The 20,997-nt window shown below is 70.2% G+C and carries 21 protein-coding genes, 1 tRNA gene and 1 pseudogene; 12 read left to right on the top strand and 11 right to left on the bottom strand.

Annotation, left to right across the window (positions count from 1 at the left end; genetic code table 11):
- Positions 1-2,163 (top strand): annotated as a pseudogene (locus B1729_RS18545) (AAA family ATPase); the annotation flags it as partial.
- Positions 2,150-2,350, top strand: a complete 201-nt coding sequence (locus tag B1729_RS18540) for a hypothetical protein (protein WP_163619568.1) — start codon at positions 2,150-2,152, stop codon at positions 2,348-2,350. The pseudogene B1729_RS18545 and the gene B1729_RS18540, both read left to right, overlap by 14 nt.
- Before the next feature lie 471 nt (positions 2,351-2,821).
- Here B1729_RS18540 and mscL read toward each other — a convergent pair whose 3' ends face one another.
- The 3 genes from mscL to B1729_RS18525 are packed head-to-tail and all read right to left on the bottom strand — an operon-like array spanning position 2,822 to position 4,191.
- On the bottom strand, positions 2,822-3,235 hold the full coding sequence (mscL, locus tag B1729_RS18535) for a large conductance mechanosensitive channel protein MscL (protein ID WP_163634250.1): 414 nt from the start codon (positions 3,233-3,235) through the stop codon (positions 2,822-2,824).
- A gap of 42 nt (positions 3,236-3,277) precedes the next feature.
- Positions 3,278-3,577 (bottom strand): FmdB family zinc ribbon protein, encoded by a 300-nt coding sequence (locus tag B1729_RS18530; RefSeq protein ID WP_163619565.1) that lies wholly within the window; start codon positions 3,575-3,577, stop codon positions 3,278-3,280.
- Positions 3,578-3,594: 17 nt separating this feature from the next.
- Positions 3,595-4,191, bottom strand: coding sequence for a 5-formyltetrahydrofolate cyclo-ligase (locus B1729_RS18525; RefSeq protein ID WP_163634248.1), 597 nt, complete (start codon positions 4,189-4,191; stop codon positions 3,595-3,597).
- Between the two features lie 82 nt (positions 4,192-4,273).
- On the opposite strand from B1729_RS18525, the gene galU reads away from it, so the two are divergent.
- Positions 4,274-5,161 carry a UTP--glucose-1-phosphate uridylyltransferase GalU gene (galU, locus tag B1729_RS18520; RefSeq protein ID WP_163619561.1) on the top strand — a complete coding sequence of 296 codons (888 nt, stop codon included), beginning with the start codon at positions 4,274-4,276 and terminating at the stop codon, positions 5,159-5,161.
- A 36-nt stretch (positions 5,162-5,197) separates the two neighbouring features.
- The gene (locus B1729_RS18515) at positions 5,198-5,827 is read left to right on the top strand and encodes a GNAT family protein (protein WP_163619559.1); all 630 of its coding nucleotides are present in this window, start codon (positions 5,198-5,200) and stop codon (positions 5,825-5,827) included.
- Positions 5,828-5,849: 22 nt separating this feature from the next.
- Here B1729_RS18515 and B1729_RS18510 read toward each other — a convergent pair whose 3' ends face one another.
- On the bottom strand, positions 5,850-7,040 hold the full coding sequence (locus tag B1729_RS18510) for an enolase C-terminal domain-like protein (protein WP_163634246.1): 1,191 nt from the start codon (positions 7,038-7,040) through the stop codon (positions 5,850-5,852).
- Between the two features lie 109 nt (positions 7,041-7,149).
- On the opposite strand from B1729_RS18510, the gene B1729_RS18505 reads away from it, so the two are divergent.
- Together B1729_RS18505 and B1729_RS18500 are read left to right on the top strand one after the other, a co-directional pair.
- Positions 7,150-7,851 (top strand): RraA family protein, encoded by a 702-nt coding sequence (locus B1729_RS18505; RefSeq protein ID WP_163634244.1) that lies wholly within the window; start codon positions 7,150-7,152, stop codon positions 7,849-7,851.
- Between the two features lie 45 nt (positions 7,852-7,896).
- Positions 7,897-8,598 carry an SDR family oxidoreductase gene (locus B1729_RS18500; protein ID WP_163634242.1) on the top strand — a complete coding sequence of 234 codons (702 nt, stop codon included), beginning with the start codon at positions 7,897-7,899 and terminating at the stop codon, positions 8,596-8,598.
- A 16-nt stretch (positions 8,599-8,614) separates the two neighbouring features.
- On the opposite strand, the gene B1729_RS18495 is transcribed toward B1729_RS18500, so the two are convergent.
- Positions 8,615-9,385: an IclR family transcriptional regulator gene (locus tag B1729_RS18495; RefSeq protein WP_163634240.1), complete on the bottom strand. Its 771-nt coding sequence runs from the start codon at positions 9,383-9,385 to the stop codon at positions 8,615-8,617.
- 132 nt (positions 9,386-9,517) lie between these two features.
- Between B1729_RS18495 and B1729_RS18490 the strand changes: the two genes are divergently transcribed.
- The 6 genes from B1729_RS18490 (at position 9,518) to B1729_RS18465 (ending at position 15,307) form a co-directional block, all read left to right on the top strand.
- Entirely contained in the window at positions 9,518-10,471 is a 954-nt protein-coding gene (locus B1729_RS18490) for a sugar ABC transporter permease (protein ID WP_239539709.1), read from the top strand.
- A complete protein-coding gene (locus B1729_RS18485) occupies positions 10,461-11,366 on the top strand; it encodes a carbohydrate ABC transporter permease (protein WP_163634235.1) in 906 nt (301 codons plus the stop codon). Before B1729_RS18490 ends, B1729_RS18485 begins: the two co-directional genes overlap by 11 nt.
- Positions 11,367-11,415: 49 nt before the next feature.
- On the top strand, positions 11,416-12,693 hold the full coding sequence (locus tag B1729_RS18480; protein ID WP_163634233.1) for a sugar ABC transporter substrate-binding protein: 1,278 nt from the start codon (positions 11,416-11,418) through the stop codon (positions 12,691-12,693).
- Positions 12,694-12,753: 60 nt separating this feature from the next.
- Positions 12,754-13,932 (top strand): hypothetical protein, encoded by a 1,179-nt coding sequence (locus B1729_RS18475; RefSeq protein WP_163634232.1) that lies wholly within the window; start codon positions 12,754-12,756, stop codon positions 13,930-13,932.
- A gap of 177 nt (positions 13,933-14,109) precedes the next feature.
- Entirely contained in the window at positions 14,110-15,165 is a 1,056-nt protein-coding gene (locus B1729_RS18470; protein ID WP_163634230.1) for a large exoprotein, read from the top strand.
- 66 nt (positions 15,166-15,231) lie between these two features.
- Positions 15,232-15,307 (top strand) — tRNA-Ala (locus B1729_RS18465).
- A gap of 84 nt (positions 15,308-15,391) precedes the next feature.
- Here B1729_RS18465 and B1729_RS18460 read toward each other — a convergent pair.
- Genes B1729_RS18460 through hemQ form a run of 6 tightly spaced genes read right to left on the bottom strand, consistent with a single transcriptional unit; the run spans position 15,392 to position 20,910 of the window.
- Positions 15,392-16,309 (bottom strand): macro domain-containing protein, encoded by a 918-nt coding sequence (locus tag B1729_RS18460; RefSeq protein ID WP_163634228.1) that lies wholly within the window; start codon positions 16,307-16,309, stop codon positions 15,392-15,394.
- A 27-nt stretch (positions 16,310-16,336) separates the two neighbouring features.
- The gene (locus B1729_RS18455; RefSeq protein ID WP_163634226.1) at positions 16,337-16,987 is read right to left on the bottom strand and encodes a DUF6624 domain-containing protein; all 651 of its coding nucleotides are present in this window, start codon (positions 16,985-16,987) and stop codon (positions 16,337-16,339) included.
- Between the two features lie 20 nt (positions 16,988-17,007).
- Positions 17,008-18,321 (bottom strand): glutamate-1-semialdehyde 2,1-aminomutase, encoded by a 1,314-nt coding sequence (gene hemL / locus B1729_RS18450; RefSeq protein WP_163634224.1) that lies wholly within the window; start codon positions 18,319-18,321, stop codon positions 17,008-17,010.
- Positions 18,318-19,292: a porphobilinogen synthase gene (gene hemB, locus B1729_RS18445; RefSeq protein ID WP_204318968.1), complete on the bottom strand. Its 975-nt coding sequence runs from the start codon at positions 19,290-19,292 to the stop codon at positions 18,318-18,320. The genes hemL and hemB overlap by 4 nt, the downstream gene beginning before the upstream one ends.
- Before the next feature lie 5 nt (positions 19,293-19,297).
- Entirely contained in the window at positions 19,298-20,230 is a 933-nt protein-coding gene (hemC, locus tag B1729_RS18440) for a hydroxymethylbilane synthase (RefSeq protein WP_163634220.1), read from the bottom strand.
- Positions 20,227-20,910: a hydrogen peroxide-dependent heme synthase gene (gene hemQ / locus B1729_RS18435; protein ID WP_163619546.1), complete on the bottom strand. Its 684-nt coding sequence runs from the start codon at positions 20,908-20,910 to the stop codon at positions 20,227-20,229. The genes hemC and hemQ overlap by 4 nt, the downstream gene beginning before the upstream one ends.
- Positions 20,911-20,997 lie beyond the last annotated feature (87 nt).

Here is a 20,997-nt window from a genome sequence, read left to right as displayed (position 1 = left end):
GTCTTCGAGCGCCCGCTCGGCGAGCTGATCCAGGCGCACGCGCCGCGGCGCGAGGCGCCGGACATGACCGGCGCCAACCGCCGTCGCCTGCGGCGGCTCTCGCGCGAATACCTGCGCCCCGGCGTGCACGTGCCGGACATGTACGAGGCACTCGTCCGCATCCAGCAGCAGCGCACCGAGTGGCAGCGGTACGTCGAGACCGGCGTCACCCCCGAGGTGCCGCTGGGCCTCGCCGATGTGCAGGTGGCGTGGCAGCGGGTGGATGCCGAGCTCGGCGAGCTCGACGCGGCCCTCGGCCGCACCGACCCCGACCGGCTCGCGACGCTGCCCGTGAAGCACCTGGTGCGCACGCTCGCCGGCCTCGCCGCCGACTCCGACGTGTTCGACAACCTCAAGGAGCGCGCGACGCTGCGCAGCGAGCTCGCTGCAATGGGGCTCGAGCCCCTGCTGCTCGAGCTGTCGGTGCGTCACGTGCCCGAGGACGAGGTGGCGGGCGAGCTCGAGTACGCGTGGTGGCAGTCCGCGCTCGAGCTGCTGCTGCGCACCGACCGCGCGGTGCTCGGTGCCAACACCGCCGTCGTCGACCGGCTGGAGCGGGACTTCCGGCTCGTCGACGAAGCCCATGCCGCGGCATCCGGTCCCCTTCTCGCCGCCCATCTCGCCACCCAGTGGCGCATCGGGATCGTCGACCACGCGGACGAGGCCGCCGGGCTCAAGCAGGCGCTCAAGCGCGGGGCGATCACCGCCGCCGAGCTCGCGAGCGTCGCGCCGACGCTCTCGCGCACGCTGGCGCCGGTGTGGCTGGCGTCGCCGTACGAGGTGCCGCGCATCCCCGACGCTGTCGCGTTCGACGTCGTGATTCTGGCGGATGCCGGAGCCCTCTGCCTCGCCGAGGCCGCACCCGCGCTCCGTCGAGGCGGCCAGGTCGTGGCGTTCGGCGACCCGGTCACGCAGAAGCCGACGCCGTTCCGCGTCGCCGCCGGCTCCGCGGTGGCGGACGCCGCCACGCCGCCTCCGAGCAACGCGACGAGCAACGGGTCGAGCAACGGGACGAGCAACGGGAACGGCGCACCTGCCGAGGGTGCGGACGACGAGGTGCCGTTCGATGGGACGAGCGTGTTCGAGCGCCTCGCCGAGCTGCTGCCGGTCGAGACACTCACCCGCAGCTACCGCGCGGGTGGCGAGGACCTGGCCGCGCTCGTCAACGACGCGTTCTACGGCGGCGAGCTCGTGTCGCTGCCGTGGGCAGGCTCGTACCTCGGTCGAGGCAGCCTCGCCGTCGACTACGTCGAGGGCGGCCACGGCGCACCCGACCCCATCACCGGCGCCGTCGAGAGTCCCGACTCCGAGGTGGCGCGCGTCGTGACGCTCGTGGTGGAGCACGCGGTCAACCGGGGGAACGAGTCGCTCATGGTCGTCACCGCGAGCGCGCGGCACGCCGAGCGCATCCGCGGCGCCGTCGAGGCCGCCTTCGCCGGGCGCTCCGACGTGGCCGACTTCGTCTCACGCGACACGGCCGAGCCCTTCGCCGTGCTGACCCTCGAGGAGTCGGTCGCCGAGAGCCGCGACCGCGTGGTCTTCTCGCTCGGCTTCGGTCTCACCAAGCATGGCCGCGTGCTGAGCGACTTCGGCGACCTCTCGTCGCCGGATGGCGAGCGGCTGCTCACGGTAGGTATGACCCGCGCCCGCCGTTCGATGGTGATCGTGTCGTCGATCCGTCCGTCCGCCTTCGACGAGGGGCGCCTCGAGTACGGCGCCGCGACGCTCATGGCGATCCTCGGTGGCATCGCCGCCCGCTCGCGCGAGGCGCGGCTCGAAGACCTCGCGGATCCGCTGACCCGTGCGCTCGCCCGTGAGCTTCGCCGCGCGGGGCTCTCGGTCGACGTGCACTACCGCGGACTGCTGCCGCTCGTCGCGCAGTACGACGGCAAGGCCGTCGTGGTCGAGAGCGATCCCGAGACCATCGGCGAATCACTGCGCGAGTCGCTCCGCCTGCGCCCGCAGATCCTGCGACGCCTCGGCTGGCACTACGTGCGCGTGCACTCGTTCGACCTGTACCGCGACCCCGCCGACGTCGCCCAGCGCATCGCCGCGATGCTGGGCGTGCCGCCCGACGCGCCCCGGGTCGACAACGAGACCCAGCCCATCGATGTCGTCGAGTGACCGTCAGCGCATCGAGCGGGTCAAGGGCTCACGCCGCGCGAAGCTGACCCCCGCGCCCGGCACGAGTGCCGAGCCCGTACCCGGCGACGAGACGACGGATGCCGCGGCCGCGGCGCCCGACGCGGCTCCCGGGTCCTCCGGGCCGAACGACGAGCGCCTGCGGCGCGACGTCCCCCCGCACTACTGACCCGGGGCTGTGCGCCGGCTGCGGGGTCGGTGTTCCGGTCGTTGAGCGAGGGAGCGCCGGCGACCGAGACGAAACGTGTCGGGCTGATCCGATGCGCCGGGTGCGGGCGTTTCGTCTCGCTCGTTCCTCGCTCGCTCAACGACCGGGTGCAGGGTGTGCTCGAACTCCGGTCGTTGAGCGAGGGAGCGCTAGCGACCGAGACGAAACGTGTCGGGCTGATCCGATGCGCCGGGTGCGGGCGTTTCGTCTCGCTCGTTCCTCGCTCGCTCAACGACCGGGTGCAGGGTGTGCTCGAATTCCGGTCGTTGAGCGAGGGAGCGCCAGCGACCGAGACGAAACGTGTCGGGCTGATCCGATGCGCCGGGTGCGGGCGTTTCGTCTCGCTCGTTCCTCGCTCGCTCAACGACCGGGGGCGAGGAGACGGGCCTCGTCGGCCGGCGAAGGGAGCGCGAGCGACGTGCAGGGCGAGGATCAGGCCTTCTGCTTCTCCAGGAGGTCCCGGATCTGTACGAGGAGTTCCTGCTCGGTGGGGAGCTTCGGCTCTTCGTCGGCCGGAGTGACGCCCGCCCTGGCGGCGGCGCGCTCCTTGACCCGGTTCATCGGGTAGACGAAGACGAAGTAGACCACGACGGCGACGGCGAGGAAGTTGATGATCGCGGCCAGGATGAGCCCGATCCCGAAATCGGTCGTGCCGCCGCGGATGTTCGGCACCGCGATGATGACGTCGTTCAGGCTGTCGGCCTGGAACACGAGGGCGATCAGCGGATTGATCAGCCCTTGGACGATGGCGTTGACGATCGCGGTGAACGCGGCGCCGATGACGACAGCGACCGCGAGGTCGATGACGTTGCCGCGCAGGATGAACTCTTTGAAGCCCTTGATCACGGATACCCCCTGGGTGTCGACCGCGCCGGGGGCTCCGGACGGTCAGGATCCGGACGACGCGGGTGAGGCCTTCGCCTCGGTCTTCGATGATGTCGAAGTCGACGAGGAGGCGCCACTCGAGGCATCCGTCCCCCCGCTCGAAGCGGCGCCGCCGCTCTTGGCGCCCGCGCGCGAGTCGGTGCGGTAGAAGCCGGAGCCGTTGAAGGTCACGCCGATCGAGCCGTACTCCTTGCGCAGCACGCCGCCGCACTCGGGGCATTCGGTGAGGGTGGGGTCGGCGAAGGACTGCACCGCGTCGAAGCGGTGACCGCACTGCTTGCAGGCGTAGGCGTAGGTGGGCATGGCTCTCTCGGTGGGTATCAGCGCCGGGTGGGCGCGAGGGTGATGGTGCGCGTGGGCGTGACGACGCCGGTGACGCGCTGATCGAGTTCGTCGCTCGGAAGCTCGTCGACGAACTCGGAGTCGAAGACGACCGCGTACACGGGAGGGCAGCGCTCCATCGACCCGATGGTCTTGTCGTAGAAGCCGCGGCCCCAGCCGAGCCGCATCCCGGTGCGATCGACCGCGGCGGCGGGGATGATCAGCAGGTCCACGTCGTTGACGGCGATCGGTCCGAGCAGCTCTCCGACGGGCTCGGGGAGTCCGAACATCCCCTCGGCGATGTCGCCCTCGCGGGTGGCGACCGCCCAGTCCAGCAGGCCGTCGGTGCGCGTCACCGGAAGCAGGACACGGATGCCGCGCGCCACGGCATCCGTCACGAAGGAACGTGTGCCGGGCTCGGTGGTGATCGACAGGAAGCAGGAGATCGCCTCCGCACCGTGCTCGGCGACGAGGGCGTCCAACTGAGCGCGGATGCCGGCCTCGGCGAGTTCGCGGGCCTGCGGGGTGATCAGCTGGCGGCGCTCGCGAAGCTCTGCGCGCAGGGCGCGCTTCGCATCGGCGATGGCGTCGGACATGGTGTCGATTCTACGGCGCGCGGCTCCGCTCCCGGTCGCGCGCGAAATCGGACATCGGCGGCGCCACCTCTAGACTCGGGGAATGCCTCATTCTCCGATCAAGGCCGTCATTCCGGCCGCCGGCCTCGGCACGCGCTTCCTCCCGGCAACGAAGGCGATGCCCAAGGAGATGCTCCCTGTCGTCGACAAGCCGGCGATCCAGTACGTCGTCGAAGAGGCGGCGAAGGCCGGCATCGACGACATCCTGGTGATCATCGGCCGCAACAAGAACGCGATCTCGAACCACTTCGACTCGGTGCCCGAGCTCGAAGAGAAGCTGAAGGACAAGGGCGACACCGATCGCCTGCGCCGTGTGCTGGAGTCGAGTGATCTCGCCGACATCCACTTCGTGCGTCAGGGTGAGCCGAAGGGCCTCGGCCATGCGGTGCTGCGTGCAAAGGCGCACGTCGGCGACGCGTCTTTCGCCGTCCTGCTGGGCGACGACCTGATCGACGAGCGGGACGAGCTGCTCACCACCATGATCGCGGAGCACGAGCGCACCGGCGCGGCGATCGTCGCCCTCATGGAGGTCGACCCCGAGCACATCAACCTGTACGGTGTGGCCTCGGTCGAGTCGACCGACGGCAACGGCGTCGTCAAGGTCAATGGGCTGGTCGAGAAGCCCAGTGCTGAGGATGCACCGTCGAACCTCGCGGTGATCGGCCGCTACGTGCTGTCGCCGAGCGTGTTCGAGATCCTGGAGCGCACCCAGCCGGGCAAGGGTGGCGAGATCCAGCTCACCGACGCGCTGCAGGAGCTCGCTGCCGACCCCGACGGTCCGGGTGTGTACGGCGTGGTTTTCCGTGGCCGTCGCTACGACACCGGCGATAGGGTGGATTACATCAAGGCCATCGTGCAGCTCGCGGCGGATCGCGACGATCTCGGCCCCGCACTGCGTCCCTGGTTCAAGGAGTTCGCGGCGAACCTCTGATCTTCGGATCCGGCGCCGCCCGTTCGAGGGAGTCTCGTGGATCTGTCGGCTCCCCGCAGGCATGGCTCGGTGGCCATCCGCCTCGTGCGCCAGCGCGACGCGCGCGTGTTGCAGAACGAGCTGCTGTCCAATCGCGGCTGGCTGCGCCCGTGGGAGGCGACCAGCCCCGACGGGCCGGTGTCGTTCGACATGCGGATGGGCGTGCGCCGGCTGCTGCAGCAGTACCGCGACGGCGCCGGCGTACCCTTCGTCATGGAGTACGACGGTGAGATCGCGGGCCAGCTGAACGTGTGGGGGATCGCGCGCGGCTCGCTGGCCTCCGCCACCATCGGATACTGGGTGAGCGAGCGGTTCGCGGGCCGGGGCATCACGCCGACCGCCGTGGCACTCGCCACCGACATCTGCTTCTCGGAGCTGCGGCTGCACCGCATGGAGATCTGCATCCGCCCCGAGAACCGCGCCAGCCTGCGCGTGGTCGAGAAGCTCGGCTTCCGCTACGAGGGGCTGCGGCGGCGGTTCATCCACATCGACGGCGACTGGCGCGACCACTACGCGTTCGCCCTGGTACGCGAGGACGTGCCCGACGGCGTGCTGCAGCGCTGGGTGTCGGGCCGGGCTCCCCAGGATGCGGCGACGGTGCCGCCCAGCGACCGCCTGCACGCGTAGAGCCGCCGGCGCCTGAAGCGTCCTAGACGCCGCCGACGCTCGGGTACCAGTCGGGCCGGCGCTCGTCCACGTGGAACCGCGCGTAGTAGTCGCCGTGCTGCTCGAAGTAGCGCTCGTACTTGTCCATCTTCTCGGGATCCAGTTCGACGCCGAGGCCGGGCCCGGTGGGCACGGCGATGCTGCCGTCGACGTAGCGCATCAGACCGCCGGCGATGACGTCGTCCTCGAGGTAGTGATAGTGGGCATCGCCGGCCGTGGTCATCTCCGGGACGGTGCTCGCGGTGTGGAGCATCGCCGCAAGCTCGATGCCGAACTCGCACCCCGAGTGCATGGCGACACCCAGCCCGAAGGTGCGGCAGACGGCCGCGAGCTCCTTCACCCCGCGCGGGCCCTCCCAGTAGTGGATGTCGGTGAGCACCACGTCGACGGCGCCGAGCCGGATGCCGGGGGCGAGGTCGTCGAAGCGCGCCGGATACATGTTGGTCGCGATCGGCAGGCGCACCTGTTCGCGTACGGCCGCGTTGCCCGTGAGCCCCCACGCCGGATCCTCGTAGTATTCCGGCGCCACGGCCTCCAGGCGCCGGCCCATCCGGACCGCGGTCGGCACCGACCAGACGCCGTTGGGGTCGATGCGCAGCCGGTAGTCGGGGCCGAGCCGGTCGCGACACAGCTCCAAGACGCGCACCTCCTCCTCGGGGGCCAGCACGCCGGCCTTGAGTTTCATGGCGCTCACACCGAGTGTCTCGGTGAGTTGCTCGCACAGCTCCGCCATGTCCTCGGCACGTGTGTCGTCGCCGCCGCCCGGGCGGTCGTAGCGCCAGAACAGATACGCGATGAAGGGGATCTCGTCCCGCAGTCGACCGCCGAGCAGATCGCTCACCGGCCGTCCGATCGCCTTTCCCTGGATGTCGAGGCACGCCATCTCGATGGCTGCATAGAGTCGCGCGTTCGACATGTAGTAGATCGACCGCAGCACCTTCAGCTTGATCACCTCGAGATGGAACGGGTCGAGTCCGATGACGCGCGGCTTGAGCTTGAGGAGAGCGCCGCGCTGGTCGCCGCCGCCCACCTCGCCGAGACCCACGATGCCCTCATCGGTGACGATCTCGATGATCGTCCGCATGAAGTAGCCGGGGTGCACCCCCGTGGAGTGGCGCAGCTTGGCGTTGGTCGGGATGGCGACGGTGCGGGCCCGCAGATCGACGATGCGCATGCGGGGATCCTAGCCGAGTATGAACAAGTTGTCTTGTTCAGTGCAACGTGTGTATTGTCTGCTGCAACAGGCTTGAAGCGCTGACAGAGCCAGATGATCAAGGATGCTCATGACTAACCCGTATGAATACGCCGTCTCTGTGCCGGAACTCATCGAGCGCTATCGCGCGACCTACTCGGGGGCGGTCTACGACGTGCTCGACGCGATGGGCTATCCGCACCAGGCGCTCGCCAGCGACATCAAGCCGGTCGACAACCGTTGGGTGATCGCCGGTCCCGCCTTCACCCTGAAGGGGATCCCGGAGCCCACCGGCGATGAGCGACTGCGGGCTCGCCGCATCCACATGTTCGAGGCGATGAAAGATGTCGGGGTGCCGATCATCGACGTGCGCGACTGCAGCTTCGACATGCAGGCCGCGCACTACGGCGAGATGAACGCGACGGTCGGGGCATCCTGCGGCGTCATCGGAGCGCTCGTCGATGGAGGGTCGCGGGACACGCGGTTCCTGCTGGAGCGCGACTTCCCGGTGTTCGCTCGCTACCTCACGCCGGTCGAGGCGGTCAAGCGCTGGAGCTACTACGACTGGCAGCTGACCATCGCGCTGCGCGGCGCCCTCACGAGCATCGTCGTCGTCTCGCCGGGCGACTTCATCATGGGCGATCTCGACGGCGTTGTCGTGATTCCTCGCGACATCGTGGTCGAGGTGCTCGAGAAGACCGAGGAGCTGATCCGCCACGAGGACCAGGTACGCGAGGAGTTCAACGACGGCCAGGACCCCGTCGAGGTCTACCGCCGGCACGGTCGCCTCTGACCCGGATCCGATAGCCTCGCGAAGGTCGGGGGAGAGGAGCCGCGGATGTTCGACCTCAGGGGGATGCGCGCACTCCTCACCGGCGCGACCAGCGGCCTCGGAGCGGCGATCGCGGACGCGATGGAGGCCCACGGCGCAGAGGTGCTGCGGCACGGGCTCGAGCACGCCGACCCGGGATTAGACATCGACCTGGCACAGCCGGGCGCGGCGGTGCAGCTCGGCGAGCGCGCGCTCGCGGCCGGAGCGATCGACATCGTGGTGCTCTCGGCGTCGCTGCAGATCCGAGCCGGCTGGGAGACCCTCTCTGCCGACGACGTGGAGCGGCAGCTGCGCGTGAACGTGATGGCGGGGTTCGAGCTTCTCCAAGCGCTCGTGCCCGGCATGCAGGCCCGCGGGTTCGGGCGTGTGTTGTCCATCGGCAGCGTGCAGCTGGTGCGGCCGCATCCCGACATGGCGGCCTACGCCGCGTCCAAGGCTGCGTTCGCGAGCGTCATCCGCAATCTCGCCCGTCAGGTCGCCTCCTCCGGTGTCACCGTCAACACGCTCTCTCCGGGGGTCGTGCGCACGCCGCGCAACTTCGACGCGCTCGCCGACGAGGCGTACCGGGAGCGCGTACTCACCGGCATCCCCGCCGGGCGCATCGGCGAGCCCGATGACTTCGTCGCAGCAGCCCTGCTGCTGTGCTCGCGCGAGGGTGGGTACATCACCGGACAGGACCTGCTCGTCGACGGCGGGATGTCCCTGTGAGTGCCGCGTCCGACCGTCAGCGCCCGAGCGCGTCGCTGACAGCTCGTGCGACGCGGGTGACCTCGAGGCCGAGCCGGTCGATCTCCGGCTCGATGCGGTAGTCGGGACCCGAGAGGGTGATGGCGGCGATCGGCCGGCCATCGGCATCCACGATCGCCGAGGCCAGGCGCGTGACATCGTCGTGCCGGTCGACAGCTGCCCAGCCCCGCTCGACGGCTTCGTCGACGTCGGCGCGCAGCTGGGCCACGTCGATCGGCTCCTGGCGCGCGACCGCATCCGCTTCGAGCGTCGCGATGAGCTGGTCGCGGCTCTCGGTATCGAGCGCGGCAAGCACGGCCCGACCCATCGCAGTGCGGTGCATCGGCAGGCGCGAGCCGACCGCGCTGCGGACGCGGATCGACCGGTCGGGCTGCTCCTGGGCGATGAAGACGACGAAGCTCTCCTCGAGGATCGCCAGGTGCACCGTCTCCTGCGTGATGTCGCGCAGCTCGGCGAGGAACGGCTGCGCGACGCTGCTGAGTTCATCCCGCCGTGAGCGGTACTCGCGTGCGAGCCACAGGCAGCGGCTGCCGAGCACGAACCGGCGGTCAGCGCTGCGTTGCTGCACGTAGCTCATCTGCCGCAGGGTGGCCAACAGACGGGAGACGGTGCCCTTGTCGATCTCGGCGCGCGCGGCGACCTCGGTGACTCCGATGCCTTCGGGCGCCTCGGCGACGATCTCGAGGATCGTCAGACCCCGGACGAGTGTGCGTGCGGCGGATGCGCCGGCTTCCGTCGTTGCGGGCATGGTGACTCCCTTGTGCTTCCTGGACCATACTGCGCTTTTCTGCTTGACATCGGCCGCAGAAGATCGCATCCTGGTATCTCACTCTACACAACTGTGTTGTGCAAGATGCAACATCTCAACGATGAGGCGCCGATGACCATGACGATCGAACGCACCGCGCGCGGGACGTCGCCGCCCCCGCCCGCGGCTCGTCGCCGGCCGAAGCGCAGCAGGCTCGAACGGATTGACAGCCTCTACGGGTATGCCTTCGTTGCTCCCGTGGTGCTCGGCTTCCTGGTGTTCGTGGCCCTCCCGATCCTCGGCGTCTTCGCCTTCAGCTTCCAGGACTACAACACCCTCTCGGGGCGCAGCAGCTTCGCCGGCGTGGACAACTACCTCGACCTCGCCACGAACGGCGTCTTCGCGAGGGTGCTGGGCAACACCGCGATCTTCTCCGCGTTCGTCATACCTGCGAGCATCCTGCTCGGGCTCGCGCTCGCGGTGATGGTGAACCAGCGCATCCGCGCCATCTCGATCTTCCGGACGGCCTACTTCGTGCCCGTCGTCATCTCCCTTGTGGCGTGGTCGCTGGTGTGGGACGTGCTGCTGCAGGATCAGGGTGGCATCAACGGCTGGCTGGCGATGATCGGCATCGAGGGCCCGAACTGGCTCGCTGACAAGAACGTCGCCATGACGACCATCATCATCGTCCAAGTGCTGAAGGGCGTCGGCGTCAGCATGATCCTCTTCCTCGCGGCCCTGCAGGACGTGCCGGCAGAACTGGTCGAGGCGGCGAGGATCGACGGAGCCGGCCGGTGGCAGACGTTCCGGCACGTCGTCGCGCCGCTCATCACGCCGACGACCTTCATGGTGGCCATCCTGGCCACCATCAATTCGCTGAAGGCCTTCGCGCAGGTCTACCTCCTCACCGAGGGTGGTCCCGAGCTGTCCACGGCGATCCTCGGCTACTACATCTACGAGCAGGCGTTCAAGGCGTTCCAGGTGGGCTACGCCTCGACCGCCGCGGTGGTGCTCTTCGCCATCGTGCTCGCACTGACGCTCCTCCAGTGGTGGTCACGACGCAGATGGGTCTTCAATGAGTCTTGACCTGAGCTTCGACGCGGTCGTAGAGGGCGCGGACAAGAAGGACGAGAAGCCGCCGGCGAAGCGCCGTCCGTGGCTCTCGAAGCTCGTCGTCTACGTCCTGATGACGCTGGTAGCGGTGCCCTTCGTGTTCCCCGTGTTCTGGATGATCTCGACGGCGCTGAAGACCTACGGCGACGTCTTCGAGAATCCGCCGGTGCTCTTTCCCGCCGATCCGCAATGGCACAACTTCCTGACGCCCTTCACCACGAGCCCGTTCCTGCAGCAGTTCATGAACTCCGTGTATATCGCGGCGATCACGACGCTCGGTGTCCTCGCGGTCTCGTCCCTCGCGGGGTACGCGTTCGCCCGCATCCAGTTCCGCGGGCGGAATTTCCTCTTCATCCTGCTGCTGAGCGCGCTGCTCGTGCCGCCGGAGGTCACGATCATCCCGCTGTTCCGGATCGTGTCGGCGTTCGGTTGGATCGACACGCACCTCGCGCTCATCGTGCCCTCGATCTTCGGCGTTCCCGCGGTGCTCGGCGTCTTCCTGATGCGGCAGTTCTTCCTGAGCATGCCCATCGAACTCGAGCAGGCCGGTCGTGTCGACGGGCTCGGACGCTTCGGGATCTTCGCGCGCATCGCGCTTCCGCTCGCGAAGGCGCCGATCGCCGCCCTCGCCATCCTGACGTTCCTGAACAGCTGGAACGACTTCCTCGAGCCGCTCGTCTTCCTCCGCACCCGTGAACTGTGGACGGTTCCCATCGCGCTGCAGTCCTTCACCGACCCGATCACGGGCATCCCGATCTGGAACGTCCAGATGGCGGCGACGACGCTCAGCGTCGTGCCCGTGCTCCTCGTCTTCTTCGTCGCGCAGCGCCAGTTCGTCCAGGGCATCTCGGGCACGGGGATCAAGTAGCACCACCGCCGGCAAGGCAGCCGGCGCCCTCACCAGGAAGGAACCACTCATGCGCAAGACACAGCACGCTGCCATCGCCGCACTGACGCTCGCCGCGCTCGCGCTGGCGGGATGCACCGCGGCTCCCGCCGAACCCGAAGACGCCGAACCGGTCGACCTCACGATGACCGTCTGGACGGCCGACGAGGCGATCATCGCGACGTTCCAGGAGCTCGCCGACGAGTTCCGCGAAGACAACCCCGAGCTCGGCGAGCTCACGATCGAGACGATCCCGTTCGCGGAGTACGACGCGCAGCTGTCGATCCGCCTGAGCGGTGGTGAGGCGCCCGACCTCGGCTGGATCGTCGAGTCGGCGACGCCCGCGTGGGTGGACTCGGGTGCCTTGCTCGACATCAGTTCCCTCAAAGAGGACGAAGCATGGGACTTCGACGACATCATCCCCAACCTCTACGCCGAACTCGAGGGCGATGACGGCGAGCTGTACGGCTACCCGTTCGCGGGCACCACGCATCCCATCATCTACAACAAGACGGCCTTCGAGCAGGCCGGCCTGCCCACGCCGAACGAACTCTTCGACTCCGGCGAGTGGACGTGGGAGGCGCTGCGCAGCTCGGCGAAGGCACTGGTGGATGCGGGTGCCGTGACGTACGGATTCGACATCCCGCAGTGGGGCTACACGAGCTACGCCCTGTTCACTCCGTTCCTCAAAGGCTTCGGCGGCGTGGCGTATCCCGAGGGCACGGAATGCGGGTACACGGATCCCGAAAGCGTCGAGACGTTCGAGTTCGTGCACGGCATGATCTTCGAGGATGGCTCGTATCCGGCGCCCGGCAACACGTCGAGCTTCCCCACCGGCGACACGGGCATGTACCTCGGGGCGCCGAGCACGCTGGCGCAGCTGGCGGACTCGACCTTCGAGTACGACATGGCGCCGCAGCCCGAGGGCGACGTCGACTACGACCCGTTCATCGGCCAGGCGTCCATGGTCGTCTTCGCCGACGGCGCCGCACCCGAGCTCGCCACGAAACTCTTCGCGTACCTGACGAGCGAGCACGGGTCCGAGACGCTGCCCTACGTCGCGCCGCGCACCTCGTTGCAGACCGAGGAGTTCATCGCGAGCCTCTACCCCCAGGTGCCGGCGGAGCACGCGAAGGAGGCGCTGCTCGACACGCTCGAGTTCGCGAACCAGATCCCGTACCCGGTCGCGTTCCCCGAGCTCTCGACGGCGACCAAGCCGGCTCTCGACGGTGTGTGGACGGCCGATGCCGACGTGGAGGCGCAGCTGGCCACGGTGTGCGAGGCCGCCGACCCGATCCTCGAGAACTAGTAGGTGCCACCGATGGGGGCGCACTGCCGGGTGCGCTCCCCTCGGCGCGTCGGAGGCGCGATGAACGTGATGGAGTGGGATTTCCGCGACTCCGGCGCGCCGCTGCGCGACGTCACCGGCCACCGGCTCGAGCTGCGCGCGTCAGGGGCGCGCTGGGTCGAAGATCCACAGACCGGCGGCGCGCTTCATTTCGACGGTGTGGATGATTTCCTCGTCATCGACGCGGCCGACGTCGGCCCGCTGAATGCCGCTGCGCGCGGCGACCAAGTCAGTGTGATCGCGCTCGTTCGCCGCGCCTCGGTGGACACCGGATTCATCGCGGGCATGTGGCAGGAGGACGACGCCGATCCGCGGCGACAGTATGGCCTGTTCGTGAGTCTGCCCACCTACGGGGGCGCCCAGCAGGCCGTGGGGCACGTGTCGGCCGACGGGGGGCCGAGCCCGGCGCTTCCCTACAGCCGTGACTATGCCGCGAGCGCCCGCATGATCGCGCCGGATCAGTGGCGGGTCGTCGGATTCAGCTACGACGGCTCGGTGATCAGCGCGTACCTGGACGGAATCGCCGATCCGCGGCCGCGATTTCGGGAGGTCGGCCCGCCGATGGGAGAAGCGCGAGAGTATCGGAAGAACCCCTACGACTTCCCCCTGGGTCTCAACAGGCGGAGCATCTCGGACTTCACCGTCGGCGCGGTTCAGCTGAGTGCCGGTATGGGGAACCACTTCGGGGGCGACATCGCGAGGGTCCGCGTCGTCTCGGAAGCGCTGGACGCGCGCGGCATGCTCGAGCTCGCCGCCGAGTGGACGCCGGAGGGCAGCCCGCTCGTGCGCGTGGACCTCTTCCGGCCGGACGGCGACATCGTCGCCCATGAGGGTGGAGGGGACGGCGAGGCGTGGCCTGTCGAGGTGCTGGGATTCGTGGACGACGGCTCGGGTGCCGTCGTCACGCGCGGCCGGCTGGAAGTGCCCGCCTCCCGATCGCCTCACCGCATCACGCTGGTTCGTCTTCCCGGCCTGGCATCGGACAGGATCGCATTCATCGAGGTCGACCTCGAGCGGGGTGACGCCTCGATCGTGGTGCGTTCACACGGCGGGTGGGAGAGCGCCACGCCATTGAGCCCCGGTGTGCAACGCATCCGGATCCCACTGAAGCGCACGGTCGATGTGCACGAGATCGCGCTTGCGATCGATGCCACTAGACACGCGGTGGCGCTCCGGCACCTCACGATCTGGGGGCGCTGAGCGTGAACGCTCAGGCGGATACCGCCGCCGACGCACCTGTCCGGAGATAGTGCCCGGTCACTGTGCAGATCGTGCGCGAGTGTCCGGTAGCTGAACCGGTGAGAAACACCGGGCGGGGTTGAGGGACACGCCAGCGGGTGCCGAGGCCTCAGGCATCCGTCGCATACCGTGGTCTGCATGGGCGGGCAGGTGTGGGGCGGGGGAGTGATCGTTCTCGTCGCCGTGGCCTTGTGGCTCGTCTACCTGCTCCCGTCGTGGCACAGCCGCCGCCAGTTCGACGCCGCCGAGCGCAACGCCGTCCGCCTCAACCAGGCGCTGCGCGTGCTCGCCGAGACGAGCGAGACGCCGGAAGAGGTGCGGCTCGAGCTCAACGCCCGCACCGCTGCCGCGCAGCAGCGGCTCGCCAAGCGCGCACTTGCCGAACGCGAACATGCGGCACTCGAAGAAGCGCGCGTCGACCTGGAGCGCGCCCGCACCGAGCGTGAGGTGGCCGAAGCCACGGCGCGGCTCGAGCGCGAGCGCGCCCGCACCGAGCGCGTCGCCGCTGAGGCGGCCGCCCGAGTGGACCTCGAGCGGGCGCGCGCCGCGCGCGCATCGGCCGAGGAGGCTGCGCGTGCCGAGCTCGCCGCCGCGCGGGCGATCCCTGCGGCGCGCCGCGCGCGCGTGCGCCGCGTCTTCCGCCTGGTCGCGACCCTCGTGGGCCTCGGCGGTCTCGGGCTCGCCGCGTGGGGAGTGTTCGAGACGCTCACCGCGGGTGTCCAGACGCTGCTGTGGGTGGGCGTCGGTCTCGTGCTGGTGTCGGGCACGACCCTTCATCGCCTGTCCCGCGTGGCGGCGCGTGCCGTCGTGCGACAGACGGATGCCGTACCCCGCCGTGCCTCCGAGCGGCGGGCCGCCGAGCAGCGGGCCGCGGAGCTGCAGGACGTAGCGCTCGAGCGCGAGCAGCGTGAATGGGCTCCGCGCGACCTGCCGCGACCGCTCACCGCGTCGGCCGGGTCCCGTGCCGCCGCCGTCCTGGATGCCGAGGCCGCGCGCGCGGCGCTCCGGCAAGCCGCCCTCGAGCAGGCCATGCTGGCCCGCGCCGAGGCCCAGCAGCCGACGTCGATCGACACCGCGCGGACCGCCCGCGCAGCGTCTGCGGAGTCGGACTACACCCGCATGGGGTACGTCGACGACGCCGAGATCGAGGCCCACGTTCGCCAGCTTCTGACACGTCGCGCCGCGGGCGAATAGGGCCTTCCGAGGGGTCCCGCCGGTTCGGGACGGACCTCGAACCGTGATAGTGTTTCTGAGGTTCACGGGCCTGTAGCGCAGTTGGTAGCGCGCCTCGTTCGCATCGAGGAGGTCAGGGGTTCGATTCCCCTCAGGTCCACCACAAGAAGACTCCCGCAGCGCGGGGGCCTTCTGCTTTTGCCCGGTCCGACGGACTTTCAGACGGCCGGGTACGGATGCGCCCCGGTCATTCCGGCGGTGGGGGATAGCGGAACCCGCTGCCCCAGCCGATCTCCCAGCCGGCGCCGGCGTCGAAGTAGTCGGCGAATGAGACGGGCAGCGCGTGCTGCGGTTCGACCCCCGCGAGTAGCCCGGCGAACCACGCCGCATACTCGGGAGCGTCGTGGGAGGCTGCGAGGCGGGGGAGAGCCCGCAGGATCAGCTCGGCGACGGCGGTCGGCGTCGACATCGCGTCGACGGTGCCGCCGCCCGCGAACTCCGTCTCGGCGCCCGAGGTGTAGTGGATCGTGGCGTCGGGGTCGGCGGCATCCGACAGCACGATCCTCCAGTACATGCCCGAAGGTGCCATCCCGGGCTGCACCCGCAGGCCATGGAACCCCCGCCGGTGCAGCTCGCGCACGCCCTGCAGGATGCGGACGGATGTCGTCATCACGAGTGCCGAGGCGATCTCGTCGTGCGCGCGCTTGTCGTGTGCGACGAGCGACACGCTGTCGAGCGAGGTCCCCGCGGCGGCGATCGTGTCGATCGCGGCGGTGATGGCCTCGCGCCGCGGCCAGGCGTACACTCCGGCGCTGATCAGCGGGAAGGCGATACTGCGGGCGCCCAGCTCGCCGGCCACCTCGAGCGACCGCCGGTAGCAGGATTCGAGCAGCCCGCGATCACGTTGGCCGGCGCCGTAGTCCGGTCCCACCGTGTGCACGACCCACCGGGCGGCGAGTCGGCCGCCGGTCGTCCAGCCGGCATCGCCCGTCGCAAGCCCGTGCGGGAAGCGCGCGATGCAGTCCCGAAGGATGTCGGGGCCGCCCGCGCGGTGGATCGCACCGTCGACGCCGCCTCCGCCGCGCATGGCGTTGTTGGCGGCGTTGACGATCGCGTCGGTGGTCTGAGCGGTGATGTCGCCGTGGACGGCGAGGAGGCGTGTCATCGATTCCTCTCCCTGTGCGCGCCAAAGCTAGTCCGCGGCGCAGACGGCTTCGAGTTCGGCGTAGTAGTCCGCAAGGGGCGGCAGGTCGACCTCGGCGCGTCGCTCGTCGACCGCTGCCTCGTCGGCGATGGGCGTCGAGGGCGTGGGGCCGTCTTCGCCGCAACCGATCTGCGTGCCGTACGTCTGCGGCTCGCCGGCTCCCACGGCGATGCGGTCGGTCAGGTAGGCGAGGTTGCCGGGTGAGGCGTCGTCGTTCTCGACGGCGATGCGCAGCCACTCCCGCGCCTCGCGCTGGAAGTCGGGGTCATGGTCCGAGTGCTGGGCGATCGCCCACGCCGCGTCTTCCGCCTCCTCACCCACCAGCGAGTACGTCGGCCAGCCGTGCGCGACGATGATCTCGCGCAGGCGCTCCGTGCGTTCCTCGTCGGTGCCGTCCCCGTCGCCGGCGAGCCGATCGGCCTGGTCCTGCGCGAGCATCTCGATGAGCTCGGCCGACAGCGCGGCGTCGAATCCGGACGGCGTCCATGTCGGGCTCGGCGCGCGGTCCGCAGCATCCGTCGCCACCCGTGGTGCGGTGCCAGACGGTGTTGTGCCCGGGGGAACCGCCGAAGGAGCGCACGCCACGAGCGCGAGACCGGCCAGCAGGAGGCCGGTCGCGGCGAGGGTGCGTCGGGACATCGTCGTCCTCTCGTCGGGTGTCAGCCGGGCCGTGCCTCGGCGGCGGCTCGTGCGGCGGCGGGAAGCGCGTCGACGATGCGCGACACGGCGGCGTCGTCGTGCGCGGCAGAGACGAACCAGGCCTCGAACACCGACGGCGGCAGCGAGACGCCCTGAGCGAGCATGGCGCGGAAGAACGGCGGGTAGCGGTACGCCTCCTGCGCCTTGACCGTTTCGTAGTCGACGGGCGGCTCGGCGGCGAACTGGATCGAGAACAGGTTGCCCGAGCGCTGCACGACGTGCGTCACACCGGCTTCGGTGAGAGCGGATGCCGCGGCGTCCGCGATCGTCGTCGCGGCGGCGTCGATGCGGGCATAGGCGTCGGCGTCGAGGTGGTCGAGCGTGGTGCGCCCGGCCGCGACGGCGAGCGGGTTGCCGCTCAGCGTGCCGGCCTGGTACACCGGTCCGAGCGGCGCGAGCAGCTCCATGAGCGCCGCCGAGCCGCCGAGTGCAGCGAGCGGCAGCCCGCCGCCGACGACCTTGCCGAACGTGATGAGGTCGGGCGCGAACGGCACCGGGTCGATGCCGTACCAGCCGGCGGGGCCGACGCGGAACCCCGTCAGCACCTCGTCGAGGATCAGGAGCGCGCCGTGCGCGTGGGCGATGTCGGCGATCGCGGCGTTGAAGCCGTGCGCAGGAGGCACGATGCCCATGTTCGCGGGCGCCGCCTCGACGATGATCGCCGCGATGTCTTCGCCGCGGGCGGCGAAGACCTCGCGCACGGCGTCGAGGTCGTTGTAGGGGATCACCAGGGTCTGCGCGGCGATCGGTGCGGGAACACCCGCCGAGCCCGGCAGCGCGAGGGTCGCGACGCCCGAGCCCGCTTCGGCCAAGAGTCCGTCGGAGTGCCCGTGGTAGTGGCCTGCGAACTTCACGACGAGGTCTCGCCCCGTCGCGCCGCGCGCGAGGCGGATCGCCGTCATCGTGGCCTCGGTGCCGGTCGAGACGAGGCGCACGCGCTCGACCGGGGATTGGTCCGCCCGCGTCACGCGGGCGGCGATCAACTCCGCCAGCTCCGTCTCGCCGGGCGTGCTCGCGCCGAAGCCGAGACCGTGGGCCGCGGCATCCTGAACCGCCTTCACGACGGCGGGATGCGCGTGCCCGAGGATCGCGGGACCCCACGAGCCGACGAGGTCGACGTACTCGCGGCCCTCGACGTCGGTGACGTACGGTCCCGAGGCCGCCACGAAGAAGCGCGGCGTCTCGTGCACCGAGCCGAAGGCTCGCACCGGCGAGTTCACGCCGCCCGGCATCGCGCCGCGGGCACGGGCGAACTCCTGCTCGTTCGTCGTCATCGGATCCACTCCGCAAGCTCCAGCGCCCAGTAGGTCAGCACGGCGTCGGCGCCGGCGCGACGGATGCCGATCACCGACTCCTCGATCGCGCGGCGGCGGTCGATCCAGCCGTTCGCGGCGGCGGCCTCGATCATCGCGTACTCGCCGGACACCTGGTAGGCCCACACCGGCACGGGGCTCGCGGCCGCCGTGTCGGCGAGCACGTCGAGGTAGCTCATCGCGGGCTTCACCATGACGATGTCGGCGCCCTCGGCGATGTCGAGGTCGACCTCGAGCGCGCCCTCGCGGCGATTCGCCGGGTCTTGCTGGTAGGTGCGGCGGTCGCCCTCGAGCGAGGACTGCACCGCCTCGCGGAACGGGCCGTAGAACGCCGACGCGTACTTGGCGGCGTAGCCGAGGATCGGGGTGTTCGCGAAGCCGGCGCCGTCGAGCGCGTCGCGCACGGCGGCGACCTGGCCGTCCATCATGCCCGACAGGCCCAGCAGCTGCGAACCGGCCTCGGCCTGGGCGACGCCCATGTCGCGATAGCGCTCGAGCGTGGCGTCGTTGTCGACGTAGCCGCTCGCATCCAGCACGCCGCAGTGACCGTGGTCGGTGAACTCGTCGAGGCAGAGGTCCGTCTGCACGACGAGTGCGTCGCCCGCCTCGGCGGCTGCGATGCGGGTCGCCACGTTCAGAATGCCGTCGGGGTCGGTCGCACCGGAACCCGTGGCGTCCTTGTGCTCGGGCACGCCGAACAGCATGATGCCGCCGATGCCGGCGGCCGCGGCGTCCGTCACCGCCTTCTTCAGGCTCTCGGTGGTGTGCTGCACGACACCCGGCATGGACGAGATCGGCACCGGCTCGGTGGCGCCCTCACGCACGAACATCGGGAGGATGAGCTCGGCCGGGTGCAGGCGGGTCTCGGCGACGAGGAGGCGCATCGCGGGCGTCGCACGCAGACGGCGGGGGCGGGTCGTGGGGCCGACGATGGGGGTCACGGGCGTTCTCCCGTCAGGCCGGCGGCGCCGGCGTCGAGCAGTTCACGGGCGACGGATGCCGCGACCTCGCGCGGCGGGTCGCCCTCGTCTTCGGGCCACGTGGTGGCGTGGGAGGAGGTGAGAGCCGTCGCGCCGTCGAGGCTGTAGACGCGCGCCGACAGCAGGAGGAGTCCTGCGTCCACGACGGCGCGTGCGCCGACGGGGGCGGAGCAGCCGGCCTCGAGCAGGGCGAGCACTTCGCGTTCGGCCTCGACCGCGGCGCGGGTCTCGGCATGGTCGAGGGCGCGGACAAGGTCCTCCTCGCCGCGGCGCACCTCGATCGCGAGAGCTCCCTGCCCCGGGGCCGTCGGCCAGGAGTCGGCGTCGAGGTAGTCGGTGACGACCTCGGTTCGGCCGATGCGGCGGAGTCCGGCGGCGGCGAGGATGACGGCATCCAACTCCCCGCTCGTGACTTTGCCCAAGCGCGTGTCGACGTTGCCGCGGATGTCGACGACCTCGAGGTCGGGGCGGCGGGCGCGCAGCTGCGCCATGCGGCGCGGCGAGCCGGTGCCCACCCGCGCGCCGGCGGGGAGGCTGGCGAGCGTGAGCCCGTCGCGCGCGCACAGGGCGTCGCGGGGGTCTTCGCGTGCCGGGATCGCGGCGACGACCAGCTGGTCGTGCGGCGCCGTCGGGAGGTCTTTGAGCGAGTGGACGATCACGTCGCACTGGCCCGCGCGCAGCGCGTCGCGCAGCGCACCCGTGAAGAGGCCCGTGCCGCCGGCGCGGGACAGCGGCTCCTTCGAGCGGTCGCCTTCGGTGGTGATCGTGACGAGCTCGGTGGTGACGCCGGTCGCGTCGGCGAGGTCGTCGGCCACCATGCCGGTCTGGGCGAGGGCCAGGGTGCTGCCGCGCGTGCCGATCCGCAGCGCGCTTCTGGATGACGCGCTCACGCGAGCACCTCGGCGATCTCGTCGACGGCGATGCGGCGGCCGGTGTAGAACGGCACCTCTTCGCGCACGTGGCGGCGCGCCTCGGTCTGGCGGAGGTCGCGCATGAGGTCGACCAGCTCCACGAGCTCGGGTGCCTCGAGCGCGAGGATCCACTCGTAGTCGCCGAGCGCGAAGGACGCCACGGTGTTGCTCAGGACGCTGCGGTGCGCGGCACCCTTTCGCCCGTGATCGGCGAGCATCTGCCGCCGCTCCTCGTCGGGCAGGATGTACCAGTCGTATGACCGCACGAACGGGTACACGGTGAGCCAGGCCTCGGGGTCCTTATCGCGCATGAACGCCGGGAGATGGCTGGCGGTGAACTCCGCGTCGCGGTGCACGCCCATCGCGTTCCACACCGGCACGAGCGACGTGAGCGGCTCGGCGCGGCGCAGCGTCCGCAGGGCGGACTGCAGCACCTCGGGGGCGACGCCGGTGCCGGTGAGCCAGATCATCAGATCGGCGTCGGCGCGCAGACCCGACACGTCGTAGAAGCCGCGGACGGTGACTCCGGATGCCTCGACCTCGGCGACTGCCGCCGCCAGGTCGGTGACGGGCGAGGGGCCGGCCGTGGAGTTGCGCCGGAAGACCGCCCACAAGGTGTAGCCGAGGGTTTCAAGGGGGTTCGCCGCGACGTCGGTCATGCCTCCATCATTTCATCCCTTGCCGGTCGCGTTCCCGGCCGGCGATCGGTCGTTGAGCGAGCGAGGAAGGAGCGAGACGAAACGCCT

Source organism: Microbacterium sp. B35-04 (assembly GCF_010634885.1).
Classification (GTDB): domain Bacteria; phylum Actinomycetota; class Actinomycetes; order Actinomycetales; family Microbacteriaceae; genus Microbacterium.
This window is presented reverse-complemented; position numbering and strand designations above follow the sequence as displayed.